The sequence below is a fragment of the Xanthomonas sp. MUS 060 genome, from assembly GCF_000963215.1.
Lineage (GTDB): Bacteria > Pseudomonadota > Gammaproteobacteria > Xanthomonadales > Xanthomonadaceae > Xanthomonas_A.
Map to the genome: position 1 here is coordinate 21,429 of NZ_JZIM01000006.1, position 22,419 is coordinate 43,847.

General features: G+C 63.8%; 22 protein-coding genes and 1 other RNA gene. 4 read left to right on the top strand and 19 right to left on the bottom strand.

Annotated elements, in window-relative coordinates:
* Nucleotides 1-13: 13 nt before the first annotated feature.
* The 8 genes from atpA to aceF all read right to left on the bottom strand — a co-directional run bounded on the left by atpA (nt 14) and on the right by aceF (nt 8,592).
* Nucleotides 14-1,561 carry a F0F1 ATP synthase subunit alpha gene (gene atpA / locus XANALMUS060_RS08340; protein ID WP_045729221.1) on the bottom strand — a complete coding sequence of 516 codons (1,548 nt, stop codon included), beginning with the start codon at nt 1,559-1,561 and terminating at the stop codon, nt 14-16.
* Nucleotides 1,562-1,708: 147 nt separating this feature from the next.
* On the bottom strand, nt 1,709-2,236 hold the full coding sequence (locus XANALMUS060_RS08345) for a F0F1 ATP synthase subunit delta (protein ID WP_045738009.1): 528 nt from the start codon (nt 2,234-2,236) through the stop codon (nt 1,709-1,711).
* A 1-nt stretch (nt 2,237) separates the two neighbouring features.
* On the bottom strand, nt 2,238-2,708 hold the full coding sequence (locus XANALMUS060_RS08350) for a F0F1 ATP synthase subunit B (RefSeq protein ID WP_045728637.1): 471 nt from the start codon (nt 2,706-2,708) through the stop codon (nt 2,238-2,240).
* Nucleotides 2,709-2,823: 115 nt separating this feature from the next.
* Nucleotides 2,824-3,123 carry a F0F1 ATP synthase subunit C gene (atpE, locus tag XANALMUS060_RS08355; RefSeq protein WP_045729222.1) on the bottom strand — a complete coding sequence of 100 codons (300 nt, stop codon included), beginning with the start codon at nt 3,121-3,123 and terminating at the stop codon, nt 2,824-2,826.
* An 81-nt stretch (nt 3,124-3,204) separates the two neighbouring features.
* Nucleotides 3,205-3,999 (bottom strand): F0F1 ATP synthase subunit A, encoded by a 795-nt coding sequence (atpB, locus tag XANALMUS060_RS08360; RefSeq protein WP_045728638.1) that lies wholly within the window; start codon nt 3,997-3,999, stop codon nt 3,205-3,207.
* A gap of 25 nt (nt 4,000-4,024) precedes the next feature.
* On the bottom strand, nt 4,025-4,390 hold the full coding sequence (locus XANALMUS060_RS08365) for a hypothetical protein (protein ID WP_200893885.1): 366 nt from the start codon (nt 4,388-4,390) through the stop codon (nt 4,025-4,027).
* A 564-nt stretch (nt 4,391-4,954) separates the two neighbouring features.
* Nucleotides 4,955-6,748: a dihydrolipoyl dehydrogenase gene (lpdA, locus tag XANALMUS060_RS08370; protein WP_045738010.1), complete on the bottom strand. Its 1,794-nt coding sequence runs from the start codon at nt 6,746-6,748 to the stop codon at nt 4,955-4,957.
* 134 nt (nt 6,749-6,882) lie between these two features.
* On the bottom strand, nt 6,883-8,592 hold the full coding sequence (gene aceF / locus XANALMUS060_RS08375) for a dihydrolipoyllysine-residue acetyltransferase (protein ID WP_045738011.1): 1,710 nt from the start codon (nt 8,590-8,592) through the stop codon (nt 6,883-6,885).
* A 241-nt stretch (nt 8,593-8,833) separates the two neighbouring features.
* Between aceF and XANALMUS060_RS08380 the strand changes: the two genes are divergently transcribed.
* A complete protein-coding gene (locus XANALMUS060_RS08380) occupies nt 8,834-9,565 on the top strand; it encodes a tryptophan-rich sensory protein (RefSeq protein WP_045738093.1) in 732 nt (243 codons plus the stop codon).
* A 3-nt stretch (nt 9,566-9,568) separates the two neighbouring features.
* On the opposite strand, the gene XANALMUS060_RS08385 is transcribed toward XANALMUS060_RS08380, so the two are convergent.
* Nucleotides 9,569-10,108: a DNA-deoxyinosine glycosylase gene (locus tag XANALMUS060_RS08385; protein WP_152640440.1), complete on the bottom strand. Its 540-nt coding sequence runs from the start codon at nt 10,106-10,108 to the stop codon at nt 9,569-9,571.
* A gap of 180 nt (nt 10,109-10,288) precedes the next feature.
* Between XANALMUS060_RS08385 and XANALMUS060_RS08390 the strand changes: the two genes are divergently transcribed.
* Nucleotides 10,289-10,921, top strand: coding sequence for an OmpW family outer membrane protein (locus XANALMUS060_RS08390; RefSeq protein WP_045738013.1), 633 nt, complete (start codon nt 10,289-10,291; stop codon nt 10,919-10,921).
* Nucleotides 10,922-11,030: 109 nt separating this feature from the next.
* On the opposite strand, the gene XANALMUS060_RS08395 is transcribed toward XANALMUS060_RS08390, so the two are convergent.
* The 6 genes from XANALMUS060_RS08395 to XANALMUS060_RS08415 all read right to left on the bottom strand — a co-directional run bounded on the left by XANALMUS060_RS08395 (nt 11,031) and on the right by XANALMUS060_RS08415 (nt 15,406).
* Nucleotides 11,031-11,837, bottom strand: coding sequence for a MetQ/NlpA family ABC transporter substrate-binding protein (locus tag XANALMUS060_RS08395; RefSeq protein WP_045738014.1), 807 nt, complete (start codon nt 11,835-11,837; stop codon nt 11,031-11,033).
* A gap of 170 nt (nt 11,838-12,007) precedes the next feature.
* Nucleotides 12,008-12,703 (bottom strand): methionine ABC transporter permease, encoded by a 696-nt coding sequence (locus XANALMUS060_RS08400; RefSeq protein WP_045738015.1) that lies wholly within the window; start codon nt 12,701-12,703, stop codon nt 12,008-12,010.
* Complete coding sequence (locus XANALMUS060_RS08405) at nt 12,700-13,707, bottom strand: methionine ABC transporter ATP-binding protein (RefSeq protein WP_045738094.1); 1,008 nt, start codon at nt 13,705-13,707, stop codon at nt 12,700-12,702. The genes XANALMUS060_RS08400 and XANALMUS060_RS08405 overlap by 4 nt, the downstream gene beginning before the upstream one ends.
* A 77-nt stretch (nt 13,708-13,784) precedes the next feature.
* Nucleotides 13,785-13,860, bottom strand: a non-coding RNA gene (locus XANALMUS060_RS18490) — sX9 sRNA.
* A gap of 95 nt (nt 13,861-13,955) precedes the next feature.
* Complete coding sequence (locus XANALMUS060_RS08410) at nt 13,956-14,852, bottom strand: DMT family transporter (protein ID WP_045738095.1); 897 nt, start codon at nt 14,850-14,852, stop codon at nt 13,956-13,958.
* A gap of 71 nt (nt 14,853-14,923) precedes the next feature.
* Nucleotides 14,924-15,406 (bottom strand): YajQ family cyclic di-GMP-binding protein, encoded by a 483-nt coding sequence (locus XANALMUS060_RS08415; RefSeq protein ID WP_045738016.1) that lies wholly within the window; start codon nt 15,404-15,406, stop codon nt 14,924-14,926.
* A 141-nt stretch (nt 15,407-15,547) separates the two neighbouring features.
* On the opposite strand from XANALMUS060_RS08415, the gene XANALMUS060_RS08420 reads away from it, so the two are divergent.
* Nucleotides 15,548-16,102, top strand: a complete 555-nt coding sequence (locus XANALMUS060_RS08420) for a DUF1415 domain-containing protein (RefSeq protein ID WP_045738017.1) — start codon at nt 15,548-15,550, stop codon at nt 16,100-16,102.
* A 196-nt stretch (nt 16,103-16,298) separates the two neighbouring features.
* Here the strand turns inward: XANALMUS060_RS08420 and XANALMUS060_RS08425 are convergent, their stop codons facing one another.
* Together XANALMUS060_RS08425 and XANALMUS060_RS08430 are read right to left on the bottom strand one after the other, a co-directional pair.
* Nucleotides 16,299-16,997 (bottom strand): pseudouridine synthase, encoded by a 699-nt coding sequence (locus XANALMUS060_RS08425; protein ID WP_045738018.1) that lies wholly within the window; start codon nt 16,995-16,997, stop codon nt 16,299-16,301.
* Entirely contained in the window at nt 16,994-18,067 is a 1,074-nt protein-coding gene (locus XANALMUS060_RS08430) for a class I SAM-dependent methyltransferase (RefSeq protein ID WP_045738019.1), read from the bottom strand. Before XANALMUS060_RS08430 ends, XANALMUS060_RS08425 begins: the two co-directional genes overlap by 4 nt.
* A 141-nt stretch (nt 18,068-18,208) precedes the next feature.
* Between XANALMUS060_RS08430 and XANALMUS060_RS08435 the strand changes: the two genes are divergently transcribed.
* The gene (locus XANALMUS060_RS08435) at nt 18,209-18,472 is read left to right on the top strand and encodes a hypothetical protein (RefSeq protein WP_045738020.1); all 264 of its coding nucleotides are present in this window, start codon (nt 18,209-18,211) and stop codon (nt 18,470-18,472) included.
* Nucleotides 18,473-18,536: 64 nt separating this feature from the next.
* Here the strand turns inward: XANALMUS060_RS08435 and XANALMUS060_RS08440 are convergent, their stop codons facing one another.
* Nucleotides 18,537-19,874, bottom strand: a complete 1,338-nt coding sequence (locus XANALMUS060_RS08440) for a sorbosone dehydrogenase family protein (RefSeq protein WP_045738021.1) — start codon at nt 19,872-19,874, stop codon at nt 18,537-18,539.
* Between the two features lie 327 nt (nt 19,875-20,201).
* A complete protein-coding gene (locus XANALMUS060_RS08445; RefSeq protein ID WP_045738022.1) occupies nt 20,202-22,202 on the bottom strand; it encodes an ATP-binding protein in 2,001 nt (666 codons plus the stop codon).
* Between the last annotated feature and the right edge of the window lie 217 nt (nt 22,203-22,419).

Sequence of the window (22,419 nt, forward strand, 5' to 3'; positions counted from 1 at the left end):
GGGGCCCGGCGCTTTACCAGCTACCGGTGGTCTTGAATTCGCCGATACCCTTCTTGAACGCCGCCTCGATCTCGCCATTCCAGTCGCCACTGGCGTTGACCTTGGCGATCAGTTCGCCAGCGGTGTTGGCGAAGTGCGCGTGCAGCCCTTCCTCGAACGCGCCGATCTTGCTGACCGGCACGTCATCCAGATACCCCTCGTTGACCGCGTAGATCGACAAGGCCTGGTTGGCGATGGACATCGGCAGGTACTGCTTCTGCTTCATCAACTCGGTGACGCGCTGACCGCGCTCGAGCTGCTTACGCGTGGCTTCGTCCAGATCCGAGGCGAACTGCGCGAACGCCGCCAGCTCGCGGTACTGCGCCAGCGAGATACGGATGCCGCCGGAGAGCTTCTTGATGATCTTGGTCTGCGCGGCACCGCCGACACGCGACACCGAGATACCGGCGTTCACCGCCGGGCGAATGCCCGCGTTGAACAAGTCGGTTTCCAGGAAGATCTGCCCGTCGGTGATCGAAATCACGTTGGTCGGCACGAACGCGGACACGTCGCCGGCCTGGGTCTCGATGATCGGCAACGCGGTCAACGAGCCGGTCTTGCCCTTGACCGCGCCCTTGGTGAACTGCTCCACGTACTCCTCGGACACGCGCGCGGCGCGCTCCAGCAAGCGGCTGTGCAGGTAGAACACGTCGCCCGGATACGCTTCGCGGCCCGGCGGGCGCTTCAGCAGCAGCGAGATCTGCCGGTAGGCCACGGCCTGCTTGGACAGATCGTCGTACACGATGAGTGCGTCTTCGCCGCGATCCATGAAGTATTCGCCCATCGTGCAGCCGGCGTAGGCGCTGATGTACTGCATCGCCGCCGATTCGGAGGCCGTCGCGGCGACCACGATGGTGTGGGCCAGCGCGCCGTTCTCTTCCAGCTTGCGCACGATGTTGGCGACGGTCGACGCCTTCTGCCCGATCGCCACATACACGCACTTGATGCCGGTGGTCTTCTGGTTGATCACCGCGTCGATGGCCAGCGCGGTCTTGCCGGTCTGACGATCGCCGATGAGCAGCTCGCGCTGACCACGACCGATCGGGATCATCGCATCGACCGACTTGTAACCGGTCTGCACCGGCTGATCGACCGACTTGCGCCAGATCACACCCGGCGCCACACGCTCCACCGGCGCGGTCAGATGGGTGCCCAGCGGCCCCTTGCCGTCGATCGGCTCGCCCAGCGCGTTGACCACGCGGCCCAGCAACTCGTTGCCCACCGGCACTTCCAGGATGCGGCCGGTGGTCTTGGCGATGTCGCCTTCGCGCAGGTTCTCGTAGTCGCCAAGCACCACGGCACCGACCGAGTCGCGCTCCAGGTTCAGTGCCAGGGCGTAGGTGTCGTTCGGCAGTTCGATCATTTCGCCCTGCATCACGTCAGCCAGGCCGAAGATGCGCACGATACCGTCGGACACGCTGGTGACCGTGCCTTCGTTGCGCGACTCCGCGGCCAGCTTGACCTGCTCGATACGGTTCTTGATCAGTTCGCTGATTTCGGAGGGGTTGAGCGTGGTTGCCATCTTGGTTTCCTTCGGATCGTCCATCGCACAGAGGCGAATGGCGACGTGTGGTTAGCTTTTTTGAGAATCGGGAGTGGAAAATCGGGAATCGCGCATGACGTCGTCGTCAGGCCGGGTTCTCTCTTCTCTCTTCGCCATTCCCGGTTCTTAGTGAGCCAATGCGGACTGCAGACGCGATAGCTTGCCTTTCAACGAGCCGTCGATGACCACGTCTCCCGCGTCGATCACCGCACCGCCGATCAGCGAGGCATCCACCGCCGTCGTGATCTCGACCTCGCGGCCAAAACGCTGCCGCAATGCCAGCTTCAACGAGGCCACTTCCGCATCGCTCAACGCGGCGGCAGAAGTCACATTGGCCTTGACCACGCGCTCGGCGTCTGCACGCAATTGATCGTAAAGCCCAGCGATCTCCGGCAGCAGCGATAGGCGCTGACCTTCCGCCAGCAGGCTCAGAAAACGCTGATACTGCTCGTCGGCCTGCTCCGGCGCGAGCAACGTCACCGCTTGCTCGCGCTGCAACTGCGGGTTGTGCAACAACGCGGCCACGCGTGGATCGGCCGCGAGCTGAGCGGAAAACGCCAGCGCCTGCGACCACGGCACGAGCTTGCCAGCATCGCTAGCCGCAGCGAACGCGGCACGGGCGTAGGGGCGCGCCAGGGTGAGGGACTGACTCATCTCAGAGCTCCGCCGCCAGCGCGTCGAGTAGCGCCTTGTGCGCATTGGCATCGATTTCGCGATTGAGCAGCTTTTCGGCACCGCTCACCGCCAGCAACGATACCTGGCGACGCAGGTCTTCGCGCGCGCGATTGGCCGCGGCCTCGATCTCGGCCTGCGCCAGATCCTTCTGCCGATTGGCTTCGACGACTGCTTCGTGTCTGGCCGCCTCGACGATCTGATTCGCGCGCGCGTGGGCCTGGTCGATAATCTCGTTAGCCTTGCTACGCGCGTCCTTCAACGCTTCGTTGACCTTTTCCTGCGCCTGAGCCAGATCCTTCTGACTGCGATCGGCAGCAGCCAGGCCTTCGGCGATCTTCTGCTGACGCGCTTCGATGGCCTGCATCAGCGGCGGCCAGATTTTGGTCGCGACAATCCAGATCAGACCGGCGAAGGCAAGCGCCTGGGCAAAGAGGGTGAGACCGATATTCATGGGGTACGCTCAACCAAAGGTGACGTGGTGGGCGCGCCGCCAGCACGGCGAACGCGTCCGAACCTTCCTGCGCAGCGGCGGCCGCCTGACGCGACCGCGTGCCGATGCGACGGGATCAACCGCCCTGCGGCAGACGCGCGACGAACTCGCCGATCATCGGGTTGGCAATCGCGAACAGCAGACCAACCGCGACGCTGATGATGAACGCGGCGTCGATCAGACCGGCGGTGATGAACATGCGGACCTGCAGCACCGGGATCAATTCCGGCTGGCGCGCGGCCGATTCCAGGAACTTGCCGGCCATGATGGCCAGACCAAGGCCAGCGCCCAGCGCGGCCAGACCGATCATGATGCCGACAGCGAGGATGGTGGAGCTCTGGACTTGGGCGAGGTTGGTCAGAACAGCAAAGAACATGGTTTTCTCCAGGAACAAGTTGCTTGAGGATGATGAAACGAACGAAGGGTTAAAGAAACAGGTGAAACAGAAAACGAAACGTTAGTGGCTGTCTTCCGCCAGGCTCAGATACACGATGGACAGCATCATGAAAATGAACGCCTGCAACGGAATCACCAGCAGGTGGAACAGCATCCAACCGAAGCCGAACGCGCCGCCGGCCAGCGCACCGAAAATGCCAGCGCCACCCAGTACCCAGATCAGCAAAAACACGATCTCGCCGCCGAACATATTGCCGAACAGTCGCATACCCAGCGATACCGGCTTGCTCAGCCATTCGACAACGTTGAGAATCAGGTTGAACGGCAACATCCACTTGCCGAACGGCGCAGTGAGGAATTCCTTGGCCATCCCGCCCACGCCCTTGGAGCGTAGCGAGAAGAACACCATCAGGAAGAACACGCTGATCGACATGCCGAGCGTGGCATTGACGTCGGCCGTGGGCACCGGCTTCCAGTGATGCACGCCAGCCAAATCCAGCGGGATGGCGATGAAGTCCGCTGGGATCAGCTTGATGAAGTTCATCATCAGGATCCAGAAAAACAGCGTGATCGCAATCGGCGTCACCAGCTTGCTGGTGCCGTGGTAGGTGTCCTTGGCCTGACGGTCGACGAACTCCAGCATGATTTCCACGAACGCCTGCCACTTGCCCGGCACACCGGCAGTGGCTTTGCGCGTGGCCATCCAGAAGGCAAACACCATCAGCAGGCCCATCAGCAACGACATCACCAGCGTGTCGATATGCAATTGCCAGAAGCCGCCTTCCTGCACCTGGAAGGTGAGGTTCTTGAGGTGATGCTGGATGTAGGAGGTAGGGGTTGCTGCCTCGCCCGCCATGAGTCCTGAGCCTTTTTCGATTCGATCAACGTCTGGCCAGAGCCAGAACCTGGAACATCAACCCGACGGCGATACCCGCCAACAGGGCCAGAGGAGGCAACCGCCACCAGGCAAAACCTAGCGCCAGTACCGCGAACACCAACACCCACTTGAACACCATGGCCACGACCAACCGCGCCATCGCCGAACCCGCCGCCTGCACACCGCCACCGAGCGCCATGCGGGCCGCCAACCATCCCCCTGCCACCGTCGCCAGCCCGGTCACAGCAGTACCCATGGCGTATTTCACCCCCAGGCACGAAAACGCCAAGGACACCACGGCCACCGCCACCAATGGGTAAATCGCTGCGCGCAGCATCAGCCGCCGACTCGCATCAACGGAGTTCAGCACGGAAAAACCTGCAGTTGGTGGTGGATTGAGGACGTTTTGGCGTCCGTCGAGACGCAGAATTATAGCAATGGGACAATTTGCCAGACAACCGCCATCGGCTCTTTGCCGCCCCTAACGTCAGCCACGGGCTAGACCACCATAACACGCAGCGCCTGCGATACCTGTCCTGGACTGCCGCAGCACAACAAAAATCTGCGCGGGAACTTTTGATCGCGCCAACTAGTCCAATGCAATAGGACTGCGCGCATCCTCGTCAGCACCACAGCGCAGACCCACGGAGCCCCGGCTCGCCCCGGGGCTCTTTTCTCTAGCCTTCGGCTTATTTCCTACAAGCACAAGGCCGCCACAGACTCCCGCCAATGGCGAACACTGTTGTCGCGGCACCACGACAGCCAACCTGAAGCATTAAGCATTTAGGCGATCCACCCCATCCTTCGCCGCTGCCAGGCGCTCGATGGCGCCGCACTTGCGTGCAGTCGTCGCATGCTTTCGCGCACAACACGCGGCATGCCGCTGGCCGCATGCGCCGCTTCAGCGTGAGCAGGAAGCGGCGCGGCGCGGATGCTATTTCTTCTTCGGGATGTACAGGTCGGTAATCGTGCCGTCATAGACCTCGGCGGCCATCCCGACCGACTCGCTCAGGGTCGGATGCGCATGAATGGTATGACCGATGTCCTCGGCCTCGGCTCCCATCTCGATCGCCAGGCAGATTTCAGCCAGCAAGTCGCCGGCATGCACGCCCACGATGGCGCCGCCAATGACCCGGTGCGTCTGCTCGTCGAAGATCAACTTGGTGAAGCCTTCGGTGCGGCCAATACCGATGGCGCGACCACTGGCCGCCCACGGGAACTTGGCCACGCCCACCTTCAGCCCCTTGGCCTTGGCTTCGGTCTCGGTGACACCGACCCAGGCGACCTCCGGATTGGTATAGGCCACCGATGGGATCACCCGCGCCACCCACTCCTTCTTTTCGCCGGCGGCCACTTCGGCGGCCAGCTTGCCTTCGTGAGTGGCCTTGTGCGCGAGCATCGGGTTCCCGACGATGTCGCCGATAGCGAAGATATGCGGCACATTGGTACGCATCTGCCGATCGACCGGGATGAAGCCGCGCTCGGTGACGTGGATGCCGGCCTTGTCGGCGCCGATCTTCTTGCCATTGGGTGCGCGCCCCACCGCAACCAGCACGCGGTCGTAGGTGGTCGCGGCCAATGCCGGCGCCGCCCCCGCCGCAGCGGCCTCGAACGTCACGGTGATGCCTTTCTTCTCGGCCTTGACCGCCGCCGCCTTGGTTCCCAGGTGAATTTCCACACCCTGCTGCTTCAGCCGATCGGCCAGGGGCTTGACCAGGTCCTTGTCCGCACCGGGCATCAGTTGGTCCATGAACTCGACCACGGTGACCTTGCTGCCCAGTGCGCTGTACACCGTGGCCATTTCCAGACCAATGATGCCGCCGCCGACCACCAGCAGGGTCTTGGGGATTTCCTGCAATTCCAGCGCGTCGGTGGAATCCATGACCCGCTTGTCGTCCCACGGGAAGTTCGGCAGCTTCACCGCCTGCGAGCCGGCGGCGACAACGCAATACTCGAAACGCAGCAACTGGGTCTTGCCATCGCTGCCGACGATCTCCAGCTCATTGGGCGAAACGAAGCTGGCCACGCCGGTGACGGTGCGGACCTTGCGCTGTTTGGCCATGCCAGCCAGGCCGCCGGTCAACTTGCCGACGACCTTCTCCTTGTACTCGCGCAACCGGTCGAGGGTGATCTTGGGGGCGCCGAAATCCACGCCGAACTCGCCGGCATGCGCGACTTCATCGATCACCGCCGCCGCGTGCAGCAGCGCCTTGGACGGAATGCAGCCGACATTGAGACAGACGCCGCCGAGGCTGGGATAGCGCTCGACCAGCACCGTATCCAACCCTAGGTCGGCAGCCCGGAACGCGGCGGTGTAGCCCCCCGGGCCGGCGCCAAGCACCACCATCTTGCAGGTGATGTCGGCAGGCTTGCCGCTGGAGGAGGCGGGCGTCGGCGCCGACCGCTCGGCCGGGGCAGGCTGCGAAGAGTGTACCGACGGCGCGCTGGCAGGCGCCTCGGCCTTGGCGGCAGGCGACGCGGCATTGTCCTGCGCCATTTCCAACAACGCGATCACCGCCCCTTCGGACAAGGTGTCGCCGAGCTTGACCTTCAACTCCTTGATCACCCCGGACGCCGCGGACGGCACCTCCAGCGTGGCCTTGTCCGATTCCAGGGTGACCAGGCTCTGGTCCTTCTTCACCACATCGCCGACGGCGACCAGCACCTCGATGACCGGAACGTCGCTGTAGTCGCCGATATCCGGGACTTTGACCTCAATGACCGCCATGCAGCTTCTCCTGTGACCCATCGGCGCAGCGATGGGCGTTTGCAGTTCGTCGGCACGCACCGCGCTTGAACGCGACGCACGCAGGTAAAGGGGTAACGGACGCCGCGACAAGCGCGGCACCGGCGCAGCTAGCGTTACAGCAGCACGCGGCGCATATCCGCCAGCACCTGGCTCAGATACGTGGTGAAGCGGGCGGCGGCGGCACCGTCGATGACCCGGTGGTCGTAGCTCAGCGACAGCGGCAGCAGCAACTTCGGCGCGAACTCCTTGCCGTTCCAAACCGGTTGAATCGACGACTTGGACACGCCCAGGATCGCCACTTCCGGCGCATTGACGATCGGCGTGAACGCGGTGCCGCCGATGCCGCCGAGCGAACTGATCGAAAAACAGCCGCCGCTCATCTCGGCCGGGCCGAGCTTGCCATCGCGAGCCTTCTTGGCCAGCTCGCCACTCTCGCGCGCCAGTTCGACCACGCCCTTCTTGTCCACGTCGCGGATCACCGGCACCACCAATCCGTTCGGAGTGTCGGCGGCAAAACCGATATGGACGTATTTTTTCAGGGTGAGGTTCTCTCCACTGGCGTCCAGCGAAGCGTTGAAATCCGGGAACTGCTTCAGCGCCGCGGCACTGGCCTTGAGCAGGAAGGCGAGCATGGTCAGCTTGATACCAGCCTTCTCGTTCTCCTTGTTCAGCGCCACGCGCAGCGCTTCCAGATCGGTGATGTCGGCCTGCTCGAACTGGGTGACGTGCGGAATCATCGCCCAGTTGCGCGCAAGATTGGCGCCGGAAATCTTCTTGATCCGCGACAACGGCTTGACCTCGACCTCGCCGAATTTGGCGAAGTCCACCTTCGGCCACGGCAGCAAGTTCAGACCGTTGCCGCCGGCTGCCGACACAGCGCCGGGGGCAGCGCCGGACAACGCCGCCTTGACGTAGCGCTGCACGTCGTCCTTGCTGATGCGACCGCCCTGCTCGGAACCGCTGACCTGGGACAGATCCACTCCCAGCTCACGCGCGAACACCCGCACCGCCGGACTGGCGTAAGGCACTTTGTGCGGCAGCACGCTATCGGCATTGAACTCCACCGGCGGACTGTTCTGCGTCGCGGACGACGCGGCGGCCTTGACCGGACTCTGCGCGCCTGACGTGGACGCGGCCGGCACCGAGGCACCGCCAGCAGCTTGAGCGCTTGGCTGCACCGCACCAACCGCCGGCGCGGCGGCGGCCGGCGCAGCGGCGGCGCCAGCCACTTCGATCAGCGCCACCACCTTGCCTTGAGACAGGCGATCACCCACCTTGACCTTGAGCGCCTTGACCACGCCAGCGAACGGCGAAGGCACTTCCATCGTCGCCTTGTCCGACTCCAGGGTGACCAGGCTCTGGTCTTTCTTCACCGTGTCGCCGACGGCCACCAGCACTTCGATGACCGGCACGTCGCTGTAGTCGCCGATGTCCGGCACCGTCGCCTCGACCACCCCGCCAGCCGCAGCCGGTACTGACGTGGCCGTCTCCTGCTTGATGGGCGCTGCCGGGGCGACGTCCTGCTTGGCCGGCGCGGGCGGCGCCTTGGCCGCGGCCGCAGGCGCGCTGGAGGCGCCCTCTGCGGACACCTCAATCAGCGCCACGAGCTTGCCCTCGGACAGGCTATCGCCCACCTTGACCTTGACCTCTTTGACCACGCCAGCGAACGGCGATGGCACTTCCATCGTTGCCTTGTCCGATTCCAGCGTGACCAGGCTCTGGTCTTTCTTCACCGTGTCGCCCACCGCCACCAGTACTTCGATTACCGGGACATCGCTGTAGTCACCGATATCGGGGACACGTGCTTCCTTGATTTCGGCCATGCGGGCAACTCCAGCAACTTGATGAGAGGAAACCCCTATTGTGGCCGTCCGCAGCCGCAGCGCCAACCATTGTCGGAGCAAAAACCCGTCATGGCCCATCGCCGCGCCCCTGCCGAACGGCACAAGCCACATCGGCAAGGGACTGTACGCCTGCGCATGTTGACCCGATGCGCCGCGTGCGACGGCGCACTGCCTTAACGAAGGCTTCTTTAACATCCCCCAAGTTTTTGTGAGGATGCTCATGCGGATCTTGGTGCTCTTGATGTCATTGGCGATGCCGCTGGTCGCCTGGTTTTCACAACGTGGCGCGTTTGGCCCGAGCAACGGCGCGATCTCGGACAACTACCCCACCCTGATCATCGCGGCCGGCTACGCCTTCGCGATCTGGGGCGTGATCTTCCTGCTCGACGTGGGCTTCGGCCTGTGGCAACTGACACGGCGACACGACGGCACCCTGGCGCGGGTGCGCTGGCCGGCGGCGCTGGGATTCGCGCTGACTGCGGCCTGGATGCCGGTGTTTTCGCAACAGCACTTCCTGCTGGCGCTGGCGGTGATCTGGGCGGCGCTGGGCAGCGTCGCGCTGGCGGCGCTGCGGCTGTCGCGCATGCGCGCTACCAAGCCCAAACAGACAACGTGGGCATGGTTGCCGCTGTCGCTGCATGCCGGCTGGCTCTCGCTGGCGGCTTTCCTGAACACCGCGCAGGTGATCGTGGCCTACCGCTGGCTGTCGACCACGCACATGTTGCCGTGGAGCCTGGCGTTACTCGCACTGGCAGCCGTGCTGCTACTGAGCATGAACCGTGCGATGCGCGGCAACCCGGTCTACGCCGCGGCCGCACTGTGGGCGCTGGCGGCGGTCTACGTCAAGCAGATTGGCAGCCCCCTGGACGGGGCGTACAGCGCGGCATGGGCGGCACTGGCACTGGCCGCGGCACTGGTGGCACAGACACTGTGGTTGCGCGCGCGGCGCTGACGTTCAACGCGACGTCAGCGGCAACGTCAACCACGCCCGCAGCGGCATCCACGCCTGCAACAAGCGCGGTAGGGCAAAGCCCGCATTGGCCGGGCTGGTGGACGGCAATTTCAGCAGGTGCAACGGTGGATCGCGTGGCAACAACTGCGGCTGCACGAAACGGGCGAACGCCCGCGCTGCAGCAGCACCGTTGCAGGCAATCGCGCATAAATGCTGCAACTGCGCGATCCGCTGAGGCAAGGGGTTGGGCACCTCGCTGCCGCGCACGATCGCCGCATCCAGGCTGCCACGGCGCTGGCATTGACCGATCACGTCCCACAGACCAATACCGGCCAGGTGCAGCGCGCGCAGGCGCTGCATCTCGTCCAGGGCCGGATCGAAACCGCACAGCGTCGCCATCAGGGGCCAGAACCGATTGCGTGGATGCGCGTAGTAGCGCGCCTGTTGCAAGGAAGCCGCACCGGGCATCGAACCCAGTACGAGCACACGACAATCGTCGCGGATCTGCGCAGGTAAGCCCTGCAACAATGGCGAATTCTTCACGTCGCCATCACATAATTGAACGCCCATAAGTCTTAAAACCTCGTTATTTGAAGCATCGCAAGGACGTGCCTGAACGTCATCCTCACTCGCCCGGCCAGGGTCGGCGGGGATTCATCTTTCCGTGGATACGTTGTCCCCGCCCACTTCCCGTGGCCAACAAGAAAAGATGAGGAGATTCCCATGCGGTCCATTCAAATTCTGAGCTTGGCTGTGCTTTCCGCCCTTGCTTTTGCGCCTGCCGCGTTCGCGCAGGATGCCGACACCGCATCCGGCAAGCATTTTTCTGTCGTTGGTAGTGCGACGCTGATCGATCCGCACTCCAAGCCTGCCAATGGCTTGCATGTCGACGGCGGCCCGGCGCCGACCATCAGCGCCAGCTGGCTGATCGACGACAACTGGGCGGTCGAACTGTGGGGCGCGGCAGACAAGTTCAGCCACCGCGTCCGTACCGATGCCGTCGGCAAGGTCGGCAGCGTCAAGCAGCAGCCGGTGGCGCTGAGCGGCCAGTACCACTTCGGTGCGGCAGATAATATCTTCCGTCCGTTCGTGGGCGTTGGCTACTACCAGTCCAACTTCAGCCACGAGAAGATCGACGGGCTCTCGGCGACCGGCGACCACGTGAGTCTGGACACCGCCAAGGGTGTCATGGGCACCGTCGGCGTGGACATGAACATCAACTCCACCTGGTTCGCCCGTGCCGACGCGCGCTACATGCGCTCGCGCCCGGAAGTGGAAGTTGCCGGCAGCGGCACCGGCAAGGAACTGATGCTGGATCCGTGGTTGGTCAGCTTCGGTATCGGTGCACGCTTCTAAGCACCTTCGCTCCATCGCATAAGCAAACGGGCCCGAACGGGCCCGTTTGTTTTTGTCGCGACACGACACGCCGACCAAGACCACAACTGCCTGACCAACCGCCCCCGCATCAGAACGCCGGCAGCACCGCGCCCTGATACTTGCGCAGGATGAAAGCCTTCACCTCCGGACTAGTCAACGCCTTGGCCAATTTCCGCACGCGCGGGTCGTCCTTGTTGTCGGCGCGAGCGACCAGAAAGTTGACGTATGGCGAATCCTTGCTTTCAATCGCCAGCGCGTCACGGGTCGGGTTGAGCCCGGCATCGAGCGCGTAGTTGGTGTTGATCAGCGCCAGATCGACCTGCTCCAGTACCCGTGGCAACATCGCCGAATCCAGCTCGCGGAACTTCAACTGTTTGGGATTGGACACGATATCGCGCTGCGTCGAGAGCGCGTTACCCGGATCCTTGAGCTTGATGACCCCAGCCTTGTCCAGCAGGATCAATGCGCGGCTGTTGTTGCTGGGATCGTTGGGAATCACCACGTCGGCGCCCTGCGGCAACTCGGCCAGTGACTTGAAACGGCGCGAATAGGCACCGAACGGCTCGATGTGCACCCCGACCACGGTCACCAGATCGCTCTTGCGGTCACGGTTATAGGCTTGCAGATACGGCTCGGTCTGGAAGTAGTTCACGTCGATCTGCTTCTGCACCACCTGGTCGTTGGGCTGCACGTAATCGTTGAATACGCGCACGTCCAGGATGACCCCCTGCTGCTCCAGCATCGGCTTGACCACCTCCAGAATCTCGGCATGCGGCACAGCCGTGGCGGCAATGCTGAGGTGAGACACGTCGGCAGCGGAATCGGACTTGGCGCAGGCACCCAGTGCAAGCACGGCAGCGGCGGCGAGCAAGAGACGCAAGGGGAGTCGGGTCATGGCAAGAATCCAAAAACGTGAAAAAGAAGTGCGGCTGGCGACCGCCATGGACGCACGCTAGCAGACCTGACTGCAGCGTGCGAAACAATCCTGATGTTCGCAACGGATTTGCCGTCATCGAGGAATTGCATGCAACGCATGCGCGGCTGAAGCCACTGCGAGAACTGCACTCAGCGCCGGCTGTAATGCGCAACCAAACGATCACCGAGCATCTGCAACGCCTGCACCAATACCAGCAGCAACAGCACCGTGACCAGCGCCACGTCGGCATGCGAGCGTTGATAGCCATCGCGATAGGCCAAGTCACCCAGGCCACCGGAGCCAATCGCGCCGCCCATCGCGGTGAAGCCGATCAGTGCAATCGTGGTGACGGTGGCACCGGCGATCAGGCCCGGCCGCGCCTCCGGCAACAGCACCCGCGTCACCAGTTGCCAGGTGGTCGCGCCCATCGCCAGACTGGCTTCGACCACGCCACGCTCCACTTCGCGCAACGCCGTCTCCACCAGGCGCGCATAGAACGGTGCCGCGCCCACCACCAGCGGCAGGATCGCGCCACGTACCCCCAACGAAGTACCCATCGCCCACAGGGTCAGCGGAATCATCGCGATCATCAGGATGATGAAGGGCACCGAACGCAGCACATTGATCGCCAGCGCCAGCATGCCGTAGAGCAACGGCCGCCGATGGAGTTGGCGCGGTCCGACCAGAAACAACAACACGCCTAGCGGTAAACCGATCAGCAAGGTCAGCGGTAGCGCGCCACCCAGCATCATCAGCGTATCCAGCGTGGCACGGCCGATCTCGTTCCATTTATCGGCATCGAGATGGCGGAAGAGGCCACCGGCAGCAATCGCGAAGCAGCTCATCGACGCAGTTCCTCCACATGCACGCCGGCAGCGACGAATGCGGCCTGCGCCGCGTCGATGTCGCCACCAACAAGGGCCAAAGTGAGCTGACCATACGGGGTGTCCTTGATCCGGTCGATGCGCCCGGACAGGATGTTGTAGTCCACTGCGGTGGTACGGGCGATATGCCCGAGCAGCGGCGCGTAGGTGTCGGCACCGAGGAAGGTCAACCGCAAGACGCGCCCGGCGACCGCGACGAGGTCGCGATGCAGTTCACTCTCATCCACATGCTCGGCTTCGGAGACGAAGCGGCGGGTGGTCGGATGCTGCGGGTGCAGGAAGACATCGGTCACCGCTCCGATTTCCACCAAGTGCCCGGCATCCAGCACCGCTACGCGATCGCAGACCCGGCGGATCACCTCCATTTCATGAGTGATCAGCACGATGGTCAGGCCCAACTCGCGGTTGATCTGTGCCAGCAACGCCAGCACCGAGGCGGTGGTCTGCGGATCCAATGCACTGGTGGCCTCGTCGCACAGCAGGATGCGCGGCCGCGTGGCCAGGGCGCGGGCAATGCCGACACGCTGCTTCTGTCCGCCCGACAATTGCGCCGGATACTTGCTGGCGTGTTCGGTCAATTCGACCCGAGCCAGCAGTTCGGCCACCCGCAGATCGATCTGCGCACGCGGCGTGCCGGCCAGCTCCAGCGGAAAGGCGACGTTACCGGCGACGGTGCGCGAGGACAACAGATTGAAGTGCTGGAAGATCATGCCCACACGCTGGCGCAGCGTGCGCAGCCCGGCACGATCCAGCGCGGTGACGTCCTCGTCGTCGATGCGCAAACGTCCGCCGCTGGGCTCCTCCAACCGGTTGATCAACCGGATCAGGGTGGATTTGCCGGCACCGGAATGGCCGATGATGCCGAATACCTCGCCGGCCTCGATCCGCAGATCGAGCGGATGCAGGGCCACGACCGGCTGGTCGGCAACGTCATAGGACTTGTGCAGGCGCTCGAACTGGATCACCACACGGTGCCCTCAAGAAAGGGGGCAAAGCCTATCAGGCCAGGATGGCGAGTGTTATGCCATCGGATTTTGAGAGTGGCTAACAACACGTCGCGAGTCGCTGTCGGGTGGGCGCGGACAGCGCGCAGGAACCGCAGTGTACAGGGAGTACATGAGGATTCCGAGCAATGCCCGCGCCTGTCCGAGGGCGAGACCGTCGTTGTGTTAGCGACGCTAACGCCCGCATCGCATGGCCGGCACCGACCAGGTCAGGGGTGCATCTGCGGCGGCGGATGGGACACGGCACGTATCCGCTCGCGATGCAGCAGATACAGGCCACTGGCGACGATGATCGCCCCCCCCACCCAGGTCCAGACATCGGGTAGCGTGCGCCAGAGCAGCCAATCCCAGGGGATCACCCACAGCAGGCCGCTGTATTCCAGCGGCGCGATCAGCGAGGCGTCGCCACGGCGAAATGCCTGGGTCAGCGCGACTTGGCCCAGCGCACCGGCCAGCCCCATGAGGGTGATCCAGCCCGCATCGGCCGCTTGCAGCGGTGTCCATCCCGGCAGCGCCAACGCACCAGCGCCCAATGCCATGAGCAATAAAAACCAGACCACCAGCGACTGCGGGGTATCGCTGCGCGCCAATAGGCTGACCAGGATCGTCGCCACCGCATAGGCACCGGCCGCCAGCAATACCATCAGACCTGGCAGCGAGATCAGCCCTCCCACACCCGGCCGCAGCACCACCAATACGCCCACCAAGCCGAGGCCAATCGCGGCCCAGCGCCGCGGGCCGACGTGCTCGCCAAGCAACGGCACCGACAACGCCGCCACCAGCAGCGGCGAAACGAAGTAGATGGTATAGGCGGTGGACAGCGACAGGTGGCGCAACGCCCAGGCGAAGCAGGCGATCATCGCGATGCCGAGCACACCGCGCAACAGATGCAATCCCCAGCGCACCGGCATGATCGCGCGTGGCCCAGCGCTAATCAGTACCCATAACAACACGAATGGCAGCGAGGCGGCGCCACGCAACGTCGCCATCTGCAGCGCCGGATAATGCGCGCTGAGCAACTTCATCGCCACGTCCATCAGCGAGAAAAACGCGACCGCAGCGATCATCCACGCCGCAGCCACAGCATTGGAACGGGAACGGGGCATGCGCGGATTATCGCCGCGATCCACGTCCGATGCCTATCGGCATGCGGCGGCGGCCATGCACCGCCGGGGGCTCAATCGCGGAAGTTGTCGAACTGCAATGGCAGCTCGAAATCGCTCTTCTTCAGCAGGGCGATCGCGTCCTGTAGATCATCGCGCTTCTTGCCGCTGACGCGTAGTTTCTCGCCATTGATCTGGGCTTCGACCTTGAGCTTGGCCTCCTTGAGCGTGGCGACGATCTTCTTGGCCAGCTTCTGCTCGATACCTTGCTTGACGGTGACTTTCTGCCGCGCGCCAGCCAGATTGGTCTCCACGTCACCGAACTCCAGGCAGCGCACGTCGATGCCACGCGCAAGCAGGCGCGCGCGCAAGATATCGGTCATCTGCTTGAGTTGGAAATCGCTGGGCGCGGACTGGGCGATGACCTGATTGTCCAGCTCGAAGGTGGCCTGCACGCCCTTGAAGTCGAAGCGCGTGGCCAGTTCCCGGTTGGCCTGATCCACCGCATTGGTCAGTTCGTGCTTGTCCACTTCGGAAACGACGTCGAAAGACGGCATGGCGACTCCTCGGAAAAAGAGCACCTATCCTACCGATGTCGCCGCCGCGCCGCTGCCCGCGCCATGCCAGCGGCCGCACCGGGACACCCCGCATCCGGCATACACTTGCGCGCCAGCGCTCTACCCAACGTCACCGTCGCCATGGATCCCACGCCCCCCTGCCACACCGCCGATCCCATCGCACTGACCCGCCAATGGCTGGAACGCGCAGTGATCGGCCTGAACCTGTGTCCATTCGCCAAGGCGGTATCCGTCAAGCAGCAAGTGCGCTACGTGCTCAGCGATGCGACCACGCCCGAAGCCCTGCTCGAAGAATTGGCCGAGGAACTGCTGCTGCTGCGCGATACCCCGGCAGAACAGATCGACACCACGCTGATCGTGCATCCACACGTGCTGCAGGATTTCCTGGACTACAACGACTTCCTCGACAACGCTGACGCTGCGGTCCAAGCACTGGATCTGCAAGGCATTTTGCAAGTGGCCAGCTTCCATCCGCACTACCAGTTCGCCGGCACCGCAGCGGACGACATCGGCAACTACACCAATCGCGCGCCCTTCCCCACCCTGCACCTGCTGCGCGAGGACAGCGTGGAACGCGCGGTGGCCGCGTTCCCGGACGCGGACGTGATCGTCGAACGCAACCTGCAAACGCTGGAGAAACTTGGCGTGGACGGCTGGGAAAAGCTGTTCGAGTGACCCCGTCGATCCTCCACTGCGCCACCACAGCGGAGATTTTCCACTGGCAACAATCAGCGATTGCAAGCGCGCACGCTGAGGTGCAACCCACTTTCCCGATCACGCCTGTTAGCCACACCGCACATCGCGCAGCGTGGTTTTACTCAAGCCACAATGTTCAACGCAACACGTCTCAGCGCGTTGCGAATCCAGACTGCTATCCAAACAGTTGCGCCAGCTCGGCCGACTCCAGCACACGCCACTGCCCAGCCGGCAGCTCGTCCAACGCCAGGCCACCGATACGGCAACGGTGCAGCGCGATCACATGGTTGCCGACCGCGGCGAACATCCGCCGCACCTGGTGGTAACGCCCTTCGTGCAAGGCGACACGCACCTGCCGCGCGCCCAGCACCTCCATTTCCACCGGCAGCAAGGGCGTGGTTTCGCCGTCCAGCAACAACGTGCCGCTGGCGAACTGCGCGGCCTCATCGCCACGCAGATCCTCGGCCAGGGTCGCCTCGTAGATCTTGGCCAAACGCGACTTCGGCGCGACGATGCGATGCAGCAGGACGCCATCGTCGGTCATCAACAGCAGGCCGCTGGTGTCGCGATCCAGGCGTCCGACCGTGGACAGCAGGGGCGAACGCAGGCGAAATCGCGGCGGCAACAGATCGTAGACGATGCGTCCGGGATCCTTGGTCGAACAGGTGTAGCCGACCGGCTTGTGCAACGCCAGGAGCAGCCCCGGCGGCGGGTCCAGCACCTCGCCATCGACCCGGATCGCCGCATGCGGCACCTGATCGTCGGCATACAGGACATCGCCGTCGGCATCGGTGATACGTCCCTCGCGAAACATCAGCGCCACCTGCTTGCGGCTGCCATACCCCAGGTTGGCCAGATGTTTGACCAGCTTCATCGGCGTACCGTCGTGCGAGCGCGCACCGCACAGATCAGCTTGAAACCGTCGCGGGTGGCGACCACCTCGGTCGCGCCGAAGCTGGCATCGAGCACCGCCTCGTAGGGCAGGTGCCGATTGGCGACCAGATACAGGCGCCCGCCAGGCGTCAGCGCCTGCGCGGCCACCGCGATGAAACGGCGACCGATGTCCGGCCGCTCCATCCGACCGGGCGCGTGGAACGGCGGATTGCTGACAATCACGTCGTAGTGCGCAGGCAGCCCCGCGGTGACGTCGTGCCAGTGGAAGCCCAACGTCACCGTGGCCGAGGTCTGTGCCAGGTTATGGCGCGCCATTGCCAGCGCGCGCGCATCGGCCTCGAACAGATCCAACGCGGTGATCTGCGCGCAGCGCGCCAGTAATTCGGACGACAGATAACCGTAACCAGCGCCGAGATCGGCGGCACGCCCGCGCAGGTCCACTGGCAGATGCTCGGCCAACAGCGCCGAAGCCGGGTCGATGCGGTCCCAGGCGAACACGCCGGGACGGCTAAGGAAGCGCCCACCAAGGATCGGTCGCGGCGCGTCCGCAGCGGCCCAGCGCTGTTGCAGGGTGGCATCGTGCGTTCCGTGCAGGGGCGCGGTCCAGTACACACGGCAATGGTGTTTCATCAGTTTGCCGCCGAGGCCAGCCAATTGCTGCAGATCGTCTTCGCCGGAGCGCGCGCCTTCATTATTTGCTTGGCAGGCGACCACCACGCCGCCCGGCGCGGCCAGCGCCAACGCACGTGCCAGCAGGGCCCTTGCCTCCTCGCGTTGGCGTGGCGGTAGCACCAGCACCAGCGCATAACCACCAGGATCGTCATGAGCGCCTGCCTGCTCCGCGCGAACCTGCCACCCACCCTGCTGCAACGCCATTGCGAATGGGCGGTAGTCCTGTTCGCAGACCAGTTGCGTCGCCTGCGCATACTGGCGCAGCGCCCAACCCTCGCGCGCGCGCAAGAACAGCACCTTGCCGGCTGGCCAGGGCAGCCTGCCCTGGGCGAACGGCAGGAACAGCGTGTCGAGGGGAGCATCTTGGACAGCCGGCATCGGGAATCGCACTCGGGTGGGACGCGCATTCTACCGGGAGTGCGACAGTCGACCGGACTGTGCGCCAATCCAACGTCGTGTTGATGCGCCGACAACATGCCCGCGCCTAGTGTGGATGCACTCAATGCTTGGAGAAGCAGCATGCGCGCAGTCTTCATCGGTGGTGTCGTCGACAACAGCGAGGTGGAGCTGGATGGCAACCAACCACCGTTGCACTATCCGAACAGCGCCGACAGCCAACGCTTGCGCTATCGTCTGCACCAGCGTGGAGAACACGACGACGGCCGCGTGATCTACGCCATTTACGCCGCACCAGGACTGGACGATACCGAGGTCAAGCGCGTATTCGACGAACGCGGCTACGCACGCCGCTTCGGCGTGGAGCCGGCGCTGGTGGCGCATTGAGCCCATTCGATGCAGTTGCCTCTCCAGCGCGAACCGATGCGGCAACTGCGGCAACCGATCATGCTTATCTACCCATCTTCGGCGTGACCCGCCAGACCACGTTGCCGACATCGTCGGCGACCAACAATGCACCGGGCTTGTCCACCGCCACCCCTACCGGGCGGCCTTGTGCGTGGCCTTCGACATCCAGGAAACCGGTCAGCACATCCTGCGGCTTGCCACTGGGCTTGCCGCCGACAAAGGGCACGTAGATGACCTTGTAACCCGATGGCGGATCGCGATTCCAGGAGCCGTGCTGACCGACAAAGACGCCACCACGGTAAGCTGCGGGCAACAGTGCCCCCTCGTAAAAGACCAGCCCCAGCGACGCCGTATGCGCGCCGAGCGCATAGTCCGGTTTGATCGCGCTCGCCACCAGCTCCGGGTTCTGCGGCTGCACCCGCTCGTCCACATGCTGGCCGTAATAGCTATAGGGCCAGCCGTAGAAACCGCCCTCGCGCACCGAGGTCAAATAGTCGGGGACCAGATCGCTGCCGAGCTCGTCGCGCTCATTGACCACCGTCCACAGCGTGTCGGTACCGGGTTGCCAGGCCAATCCCACCGGATTACGCAGACCACCGGCGAACACCCGGGTGGCACCGCTGGCCACGTCCACTTCCAGGATTGCCGCGCGGTTGAGCTCCTGTTCCATGCCATTCTCGGCGACGTTGCTATTGGAACCCACACCCACGTAGAGCTTCTTGCCATCACGGCTGGCCAACAGGCTCTTGGTCCAGTGGTGATTGATACCGCCCGGTAGATTGGCCAGGACACTGGGCGCGGCACTGATCTGGGTATCGCCCTCCTTGTAAGGGAAGCTGACCAGCGCGTCGGCATTGGCAACGTACAGACGATGCCCCACCAAAGCCATCCCGAACGGGGAATGCAGGCCCGTCAAAAACTGCGTGCGCACTTCGGCCACGCCATCGCCGTCGGCATCGCGCAGCAAGGTAATGCGATTGGCGCTGGGCATACTGGCGCCAGCCTTGGCCATCATCGCACCCTGGATCTTGTCGCGCAGACCGCTGCTTCTTTGCTTGTTCGGCGCTGGCGGTGCCGCGGTCTCAGCCACCAACACATCGCCATTGGGCAGAACATAGAGCCAGCGTGGGTGATCCAGATCGCGCGTGAATGCCTGCACCGCCAAGCCATCGGCCGGTACCGGTGCGGCACCGGCGGCCCAGCGCTTGACCTGCGCGATCTTCACCGTGGGAATCATCCGCCTCACCGGATCGGGCAATACCGGATTCGGTCCCATACCATCCTCGATGGAATGTTTGGCGGTATCGCCACAAGCGGCGAGCAAGACAACCGCAAGGGCGCACACGACCCAACATGCACGAATCGGCGAAAAAATAGCCATGCGTCGTGGAGATCCAGGAAACCGGGCGAACGGCGATAATGCACAGCCGCGCCAGAGAAAAAGTGAAATCTACGTCAAGGTGACGGCACGGCAATCACAGCGCCAGGAACGCCGTGAGCACCAGCGCACGGCGCGGATTCATGCGACCAGCAAATGCGGACGATGTATCGACAGCATCGGCCAGGTCATCGACGCAACTTCTAGGCCGCCCCTCCTGCGCCATCAGCTACGCTGCGCAATGGCGGCATCACCTGCACCGTCGAGACGATAACGGAAGCGCACGCTGCCATCCTCGCATGCACTCCACACGCCAGCCGGCAACCGCCATCAGCCCTGCCGAGCGAAGCGCACCGCCGATACCAACTGCGCCACGCTGTACGGCTTAGCCAGATGCTCCTGAAACCCGGACTGCAACGCGCGCCGGCGATCGTCATCGCGCGCCAGCGCGGTCACCGCCACCGCCGGCAGTTCGGCCGCACCCAGGCACATGATCTCGCGCACAGTGCGAATCAGGCCGTAGCCGTCCATGCCCGGCATGCCGATATCGGTCACCATCACGTCGATGGCGGTATAACCATCACCACCGAGTAGCTCCAAGGCTTCGCTGGCGGAACCGGCCACGATGACCTGCGCGCCCTGCTCTTCGAGCAGACGACGCAGGTAATCGAGCATATCCGGCTGATCTTCCACTGCCAGCAAACGCATGCCCTTGAGCGCATGCGCCTCGACCACCTTCTCGGACGTCGCGAACGCGCGCACCTCGCGCAACGGACGCTTGCACGAGGCATCACGGTGCAACGGCAGACGCACGGTGAACACCGCGCCGCAACCGCGACCTTCGCTGGCCGCGCTGATCTGCCCCCCGTGCATCTCCACCAACTGCTGCACGATCGCCAAGCCAAGACCCAGCCCACCATGCAAGCGGGTGGTGGTGCTGTCGGCCTGGCGAAACCGGCCGAACAGATGCGGCAGGAAGTCGGCAGAAATACCATCGCCGGAATCGCGCACCGCGATATTGACGTGCTCGCCGTCGGCATCCACCTCGATCGTCAAGGCGATACGCCCATGCGCAGGCGTGAATTTGATCGCATTGGACAACAGGTTCCAGAACACCTGCTGCAAGCGCGTGGCGTCGCCCAGCACCATGCACGGCTGCGATGGCGCCTGCAGGGTCAATGCCTGGTCCTTGCCATTGGCCACAGGCTCCTGCGCGCGCATCGCCTCGCGCACCTGCTCGGCCAGATCCAGCGCTTCCACTTCCAACTGCACCTTGCCCAGCAGCATGCTGCTCAGATCGAGCATGTCCGAGATCAGCCGCTGCTGCGCACGCGCGCTGCTGGCGATGACCGACAATCCCTTGCTGCTGGGATCGTCCGGCGGCAATCGCTGCAACAGCAGATCGCTCCAGCCGAGAATGGTGGTCAACGGCGTGCGCAGTTCGTGCGACAAGGTGGCCAGAAACTCGTCCTTCAGCCGTGCCATGCTCTCGGCAGCGTTACGCGCACTGCGCTCGGAGTCCAGCAATTGCTCCCGCGCCAATTCGATATCGCGGCGTTCGGTAACGTCCGGACTGCTACCGGCCAAGCCAATGAATTGCCCCTCGGCGGAGTAACGCGGCACTGCCGTCATCTCGACCCAGCGCCATTGGCCGTCATGACGGCGCGCACGCACCAGCGCACGTAAGTTGCGTTGATCGCACAGCGCATTGCGCAACTCGACGGCAAACACGCCAGCATCATCCGGATGCAGCACATCGCTCCAACTCGGACGCGTCGCGTCGGCCTGCGCATCGATGCCGAAAAATTCCGCGTAGGCGGTATTGGTGAAACGCAATTCGCCACTGACATCCAGCACCCACACCGGCATGGGCAACCCCTCGGCGAGCGCGCTGAAGCGCGCCTCGCTTTCGGCAAGATCGCGCTCAACCCGTTTGCGCTCGGTGATGTCGAGAAACTGCACGGCGATTTGACGCTGCTCTGGCACGCCGATACGAAACGCATCCACCGCCCACCAACGGCCCTGATCGGCGGCAAAGCTCTCGAACTTGGCCGAACGGCCGCTCAGCGCAACTTCGCCGTAACGCTGGAACCAGTGCTCCTCATGAGCCGGCGACAGCTCGCGGATGCGTCGGCCGACCACATCATGCATGCCGGTTTCGCGTTCGAACGCCGCATTGACTTCCAGGAACACGTAATCCACTGCACGTGCGCCATCGAACAACACCTGCACCACCGAGAAACCGCAGTCGATCTTGTCGAAAATCTCGCGATAACGCAGATCATTCGCCTGCGCAAGCGGAGCCGAGGAGGGATCGGAACTGGCATACATGACGGCAATTGTTCTAGACGCGGCCTGCGTTGAGGAATGGGCGATGCGATCAGCCTACCCAGCAACACAGCACGCCAGGACACCAAGGATGAACCTCCATCTTGTTGAAGCGGCACGGCCGCCGTCAAGCCTTGGCGCGCCCGGGCAGAAGCGCCACATGCCCCAGCAGACCCAGCGACACGCACTGCACGAACGCTTCGGTACCTTCGGCAATCCA

What these genes read in the sequence shown, in the direction of transcription:
- atpA (WP_045729221.1), bottom strand. Translation starts at nt 1,561, where the DNA reads ATGGCAACCACGCTCAACCCCTCCGAAATCAGCGAACTGATCAAGAAC.
- XANALMUS060_RS08345 (WP_045738009.1), bottom strand. Translation starts at nt 2,236, where the DNA reads ATGAGTCAGTCCCTCACCCTGGCGCGCCCCTACGCCCGTGCCGCGTTC.
- XANALMUS060_RS08350 (WP_045728637.1), bottom strand. Translation starts at nt 2,708, where the DNA reads ATGAATATCGGTCTCACCCTCTTTGCCCAGGCGCTTGCCTTCGCCGGT.
- atpE (WP_045729222.1), bottom strand. Translation starts at nt 3,123, where the DNA reads ATGTTCTTTGCTGTTCTGACCAACCTCGCCCAAGTCCAGAGCTCCACC.
- atpB (WP_045728638.1), bottom strand. Translation starts at nt 3,999, where the DNA reads ATGGCGGGCGAGGCAGCAACCCCTACCTCCTACATCCAGCATCACCTC.
- lpdA (WP_045738010.1), bottom strand. Translation starts at nt 6,748, where the DNA reads ATGGCGGTCATTGAGGTCAAAGTCCCGGATATCGGCGACTACAGCGAC.
- aceF (WP_045738011.1), bottom strand. Translation starts at nt 8,592, where the DNA reads ATGGCCGAAATCAAGGAAGCACGTGTCCCCGATATCGGTGACTACAGC.
- XANALMUS060_RS08380 (WP_045738093.1), top strand. Translation starts at nt 8,834, where the DNA reads ATGCGGATCTTGGTGCTCTTGATGTCATTGGCGATGCCGCTGGTCGCC.
- XANALMUS060_RS08390 (WP_045738013.1), top strand. Translation starts at nt 10,289, where the DNA reads ATGCGGTCCATTCAAATTCTGAGCTTGGCTGTGCTTTCCGCCCTTGCT.
- XANALMUS060_RS08395 (WP_045738014.1), bottom strand. Translation starts at nt 11,837, where the DNA reads ATGACCCGACTCCCCTTGCGTCTCTTGCTCGCCGCCGCTGCCGTGCTT.
- XANALMUS060_RS08400 (WP_045738015.1), bottom strand. Translation starts at nt 12,703, where the DNA reads ATGAGCTGCTTCGCGATTGCTGCCGGTGGCCTCTTCCGCCATCTCGAT.
- XANALMUS060_RS08410 (WP_045738095.1), bottom strand. Translation starts at nt 14,852, where the DNA reads ATGCCCCGTTCCCGTTCCAATGCTGTGGCTGCGGCGTGGATGATCGCT.
- XANALMUS060_RS08415 (WP_045738016.1), bottom strand. Translation starts at nt 15,406, where the DNA reads ATGCCGTCTTTCGACGTCGTTTCCGAAGTGGACAAGCACGAACTGACC.
- XANALMUS060_RS08420 (WP_045738017.1), top strand. Translation starts at nt 15,548, where the DNA reads ATGGATCCCACGCCCCCCTGCCACACCGCCGATCCCATCGCACTGACC.
- XANALMUS060_RS08425 (WP_045738018.1), bottom strand. Translation starts at nt 16,997, where the DNA reads ATGAAGCTGGTCAAACATCTGGCCAACCTGGGGTATGGCAGCCGCAAG.
- XANALMUS060_RS08430 (WP_045738019.1), bottom strand. Translation starts at nt 18,067, where the DNA reads ATGCCGGCTGTCCAAGATGCTCCCCTCGACACGCTGTTCCTGCCGTTC.
- XANALMUS060_RS08435 (WP_045738020.1), top strand. Translation starts at nt 18,209, where the DNA reads ATGCGCGCAGTCTTCATCGGTGGTGTCGTCGACAACAGCGAGGTGGAG.
- XANALMUS060_RS08440 (WP_045738021.1), bottom strand. Translation starts at nt 19,874, where the DNA reads ATGGCTATTTTTTCGCCGATTCGTGCATGTTGGGTCGTGTGCGCCCTT.
- XANALMUS060_RS08445 (WP_045738022.1), bottom strand. Translation starts at nt 22,202, where the DNA reads ATGTATGCCAGTTCCGATCCCTCCTCGGCTCCGCTTGCGCAGGCGAAT.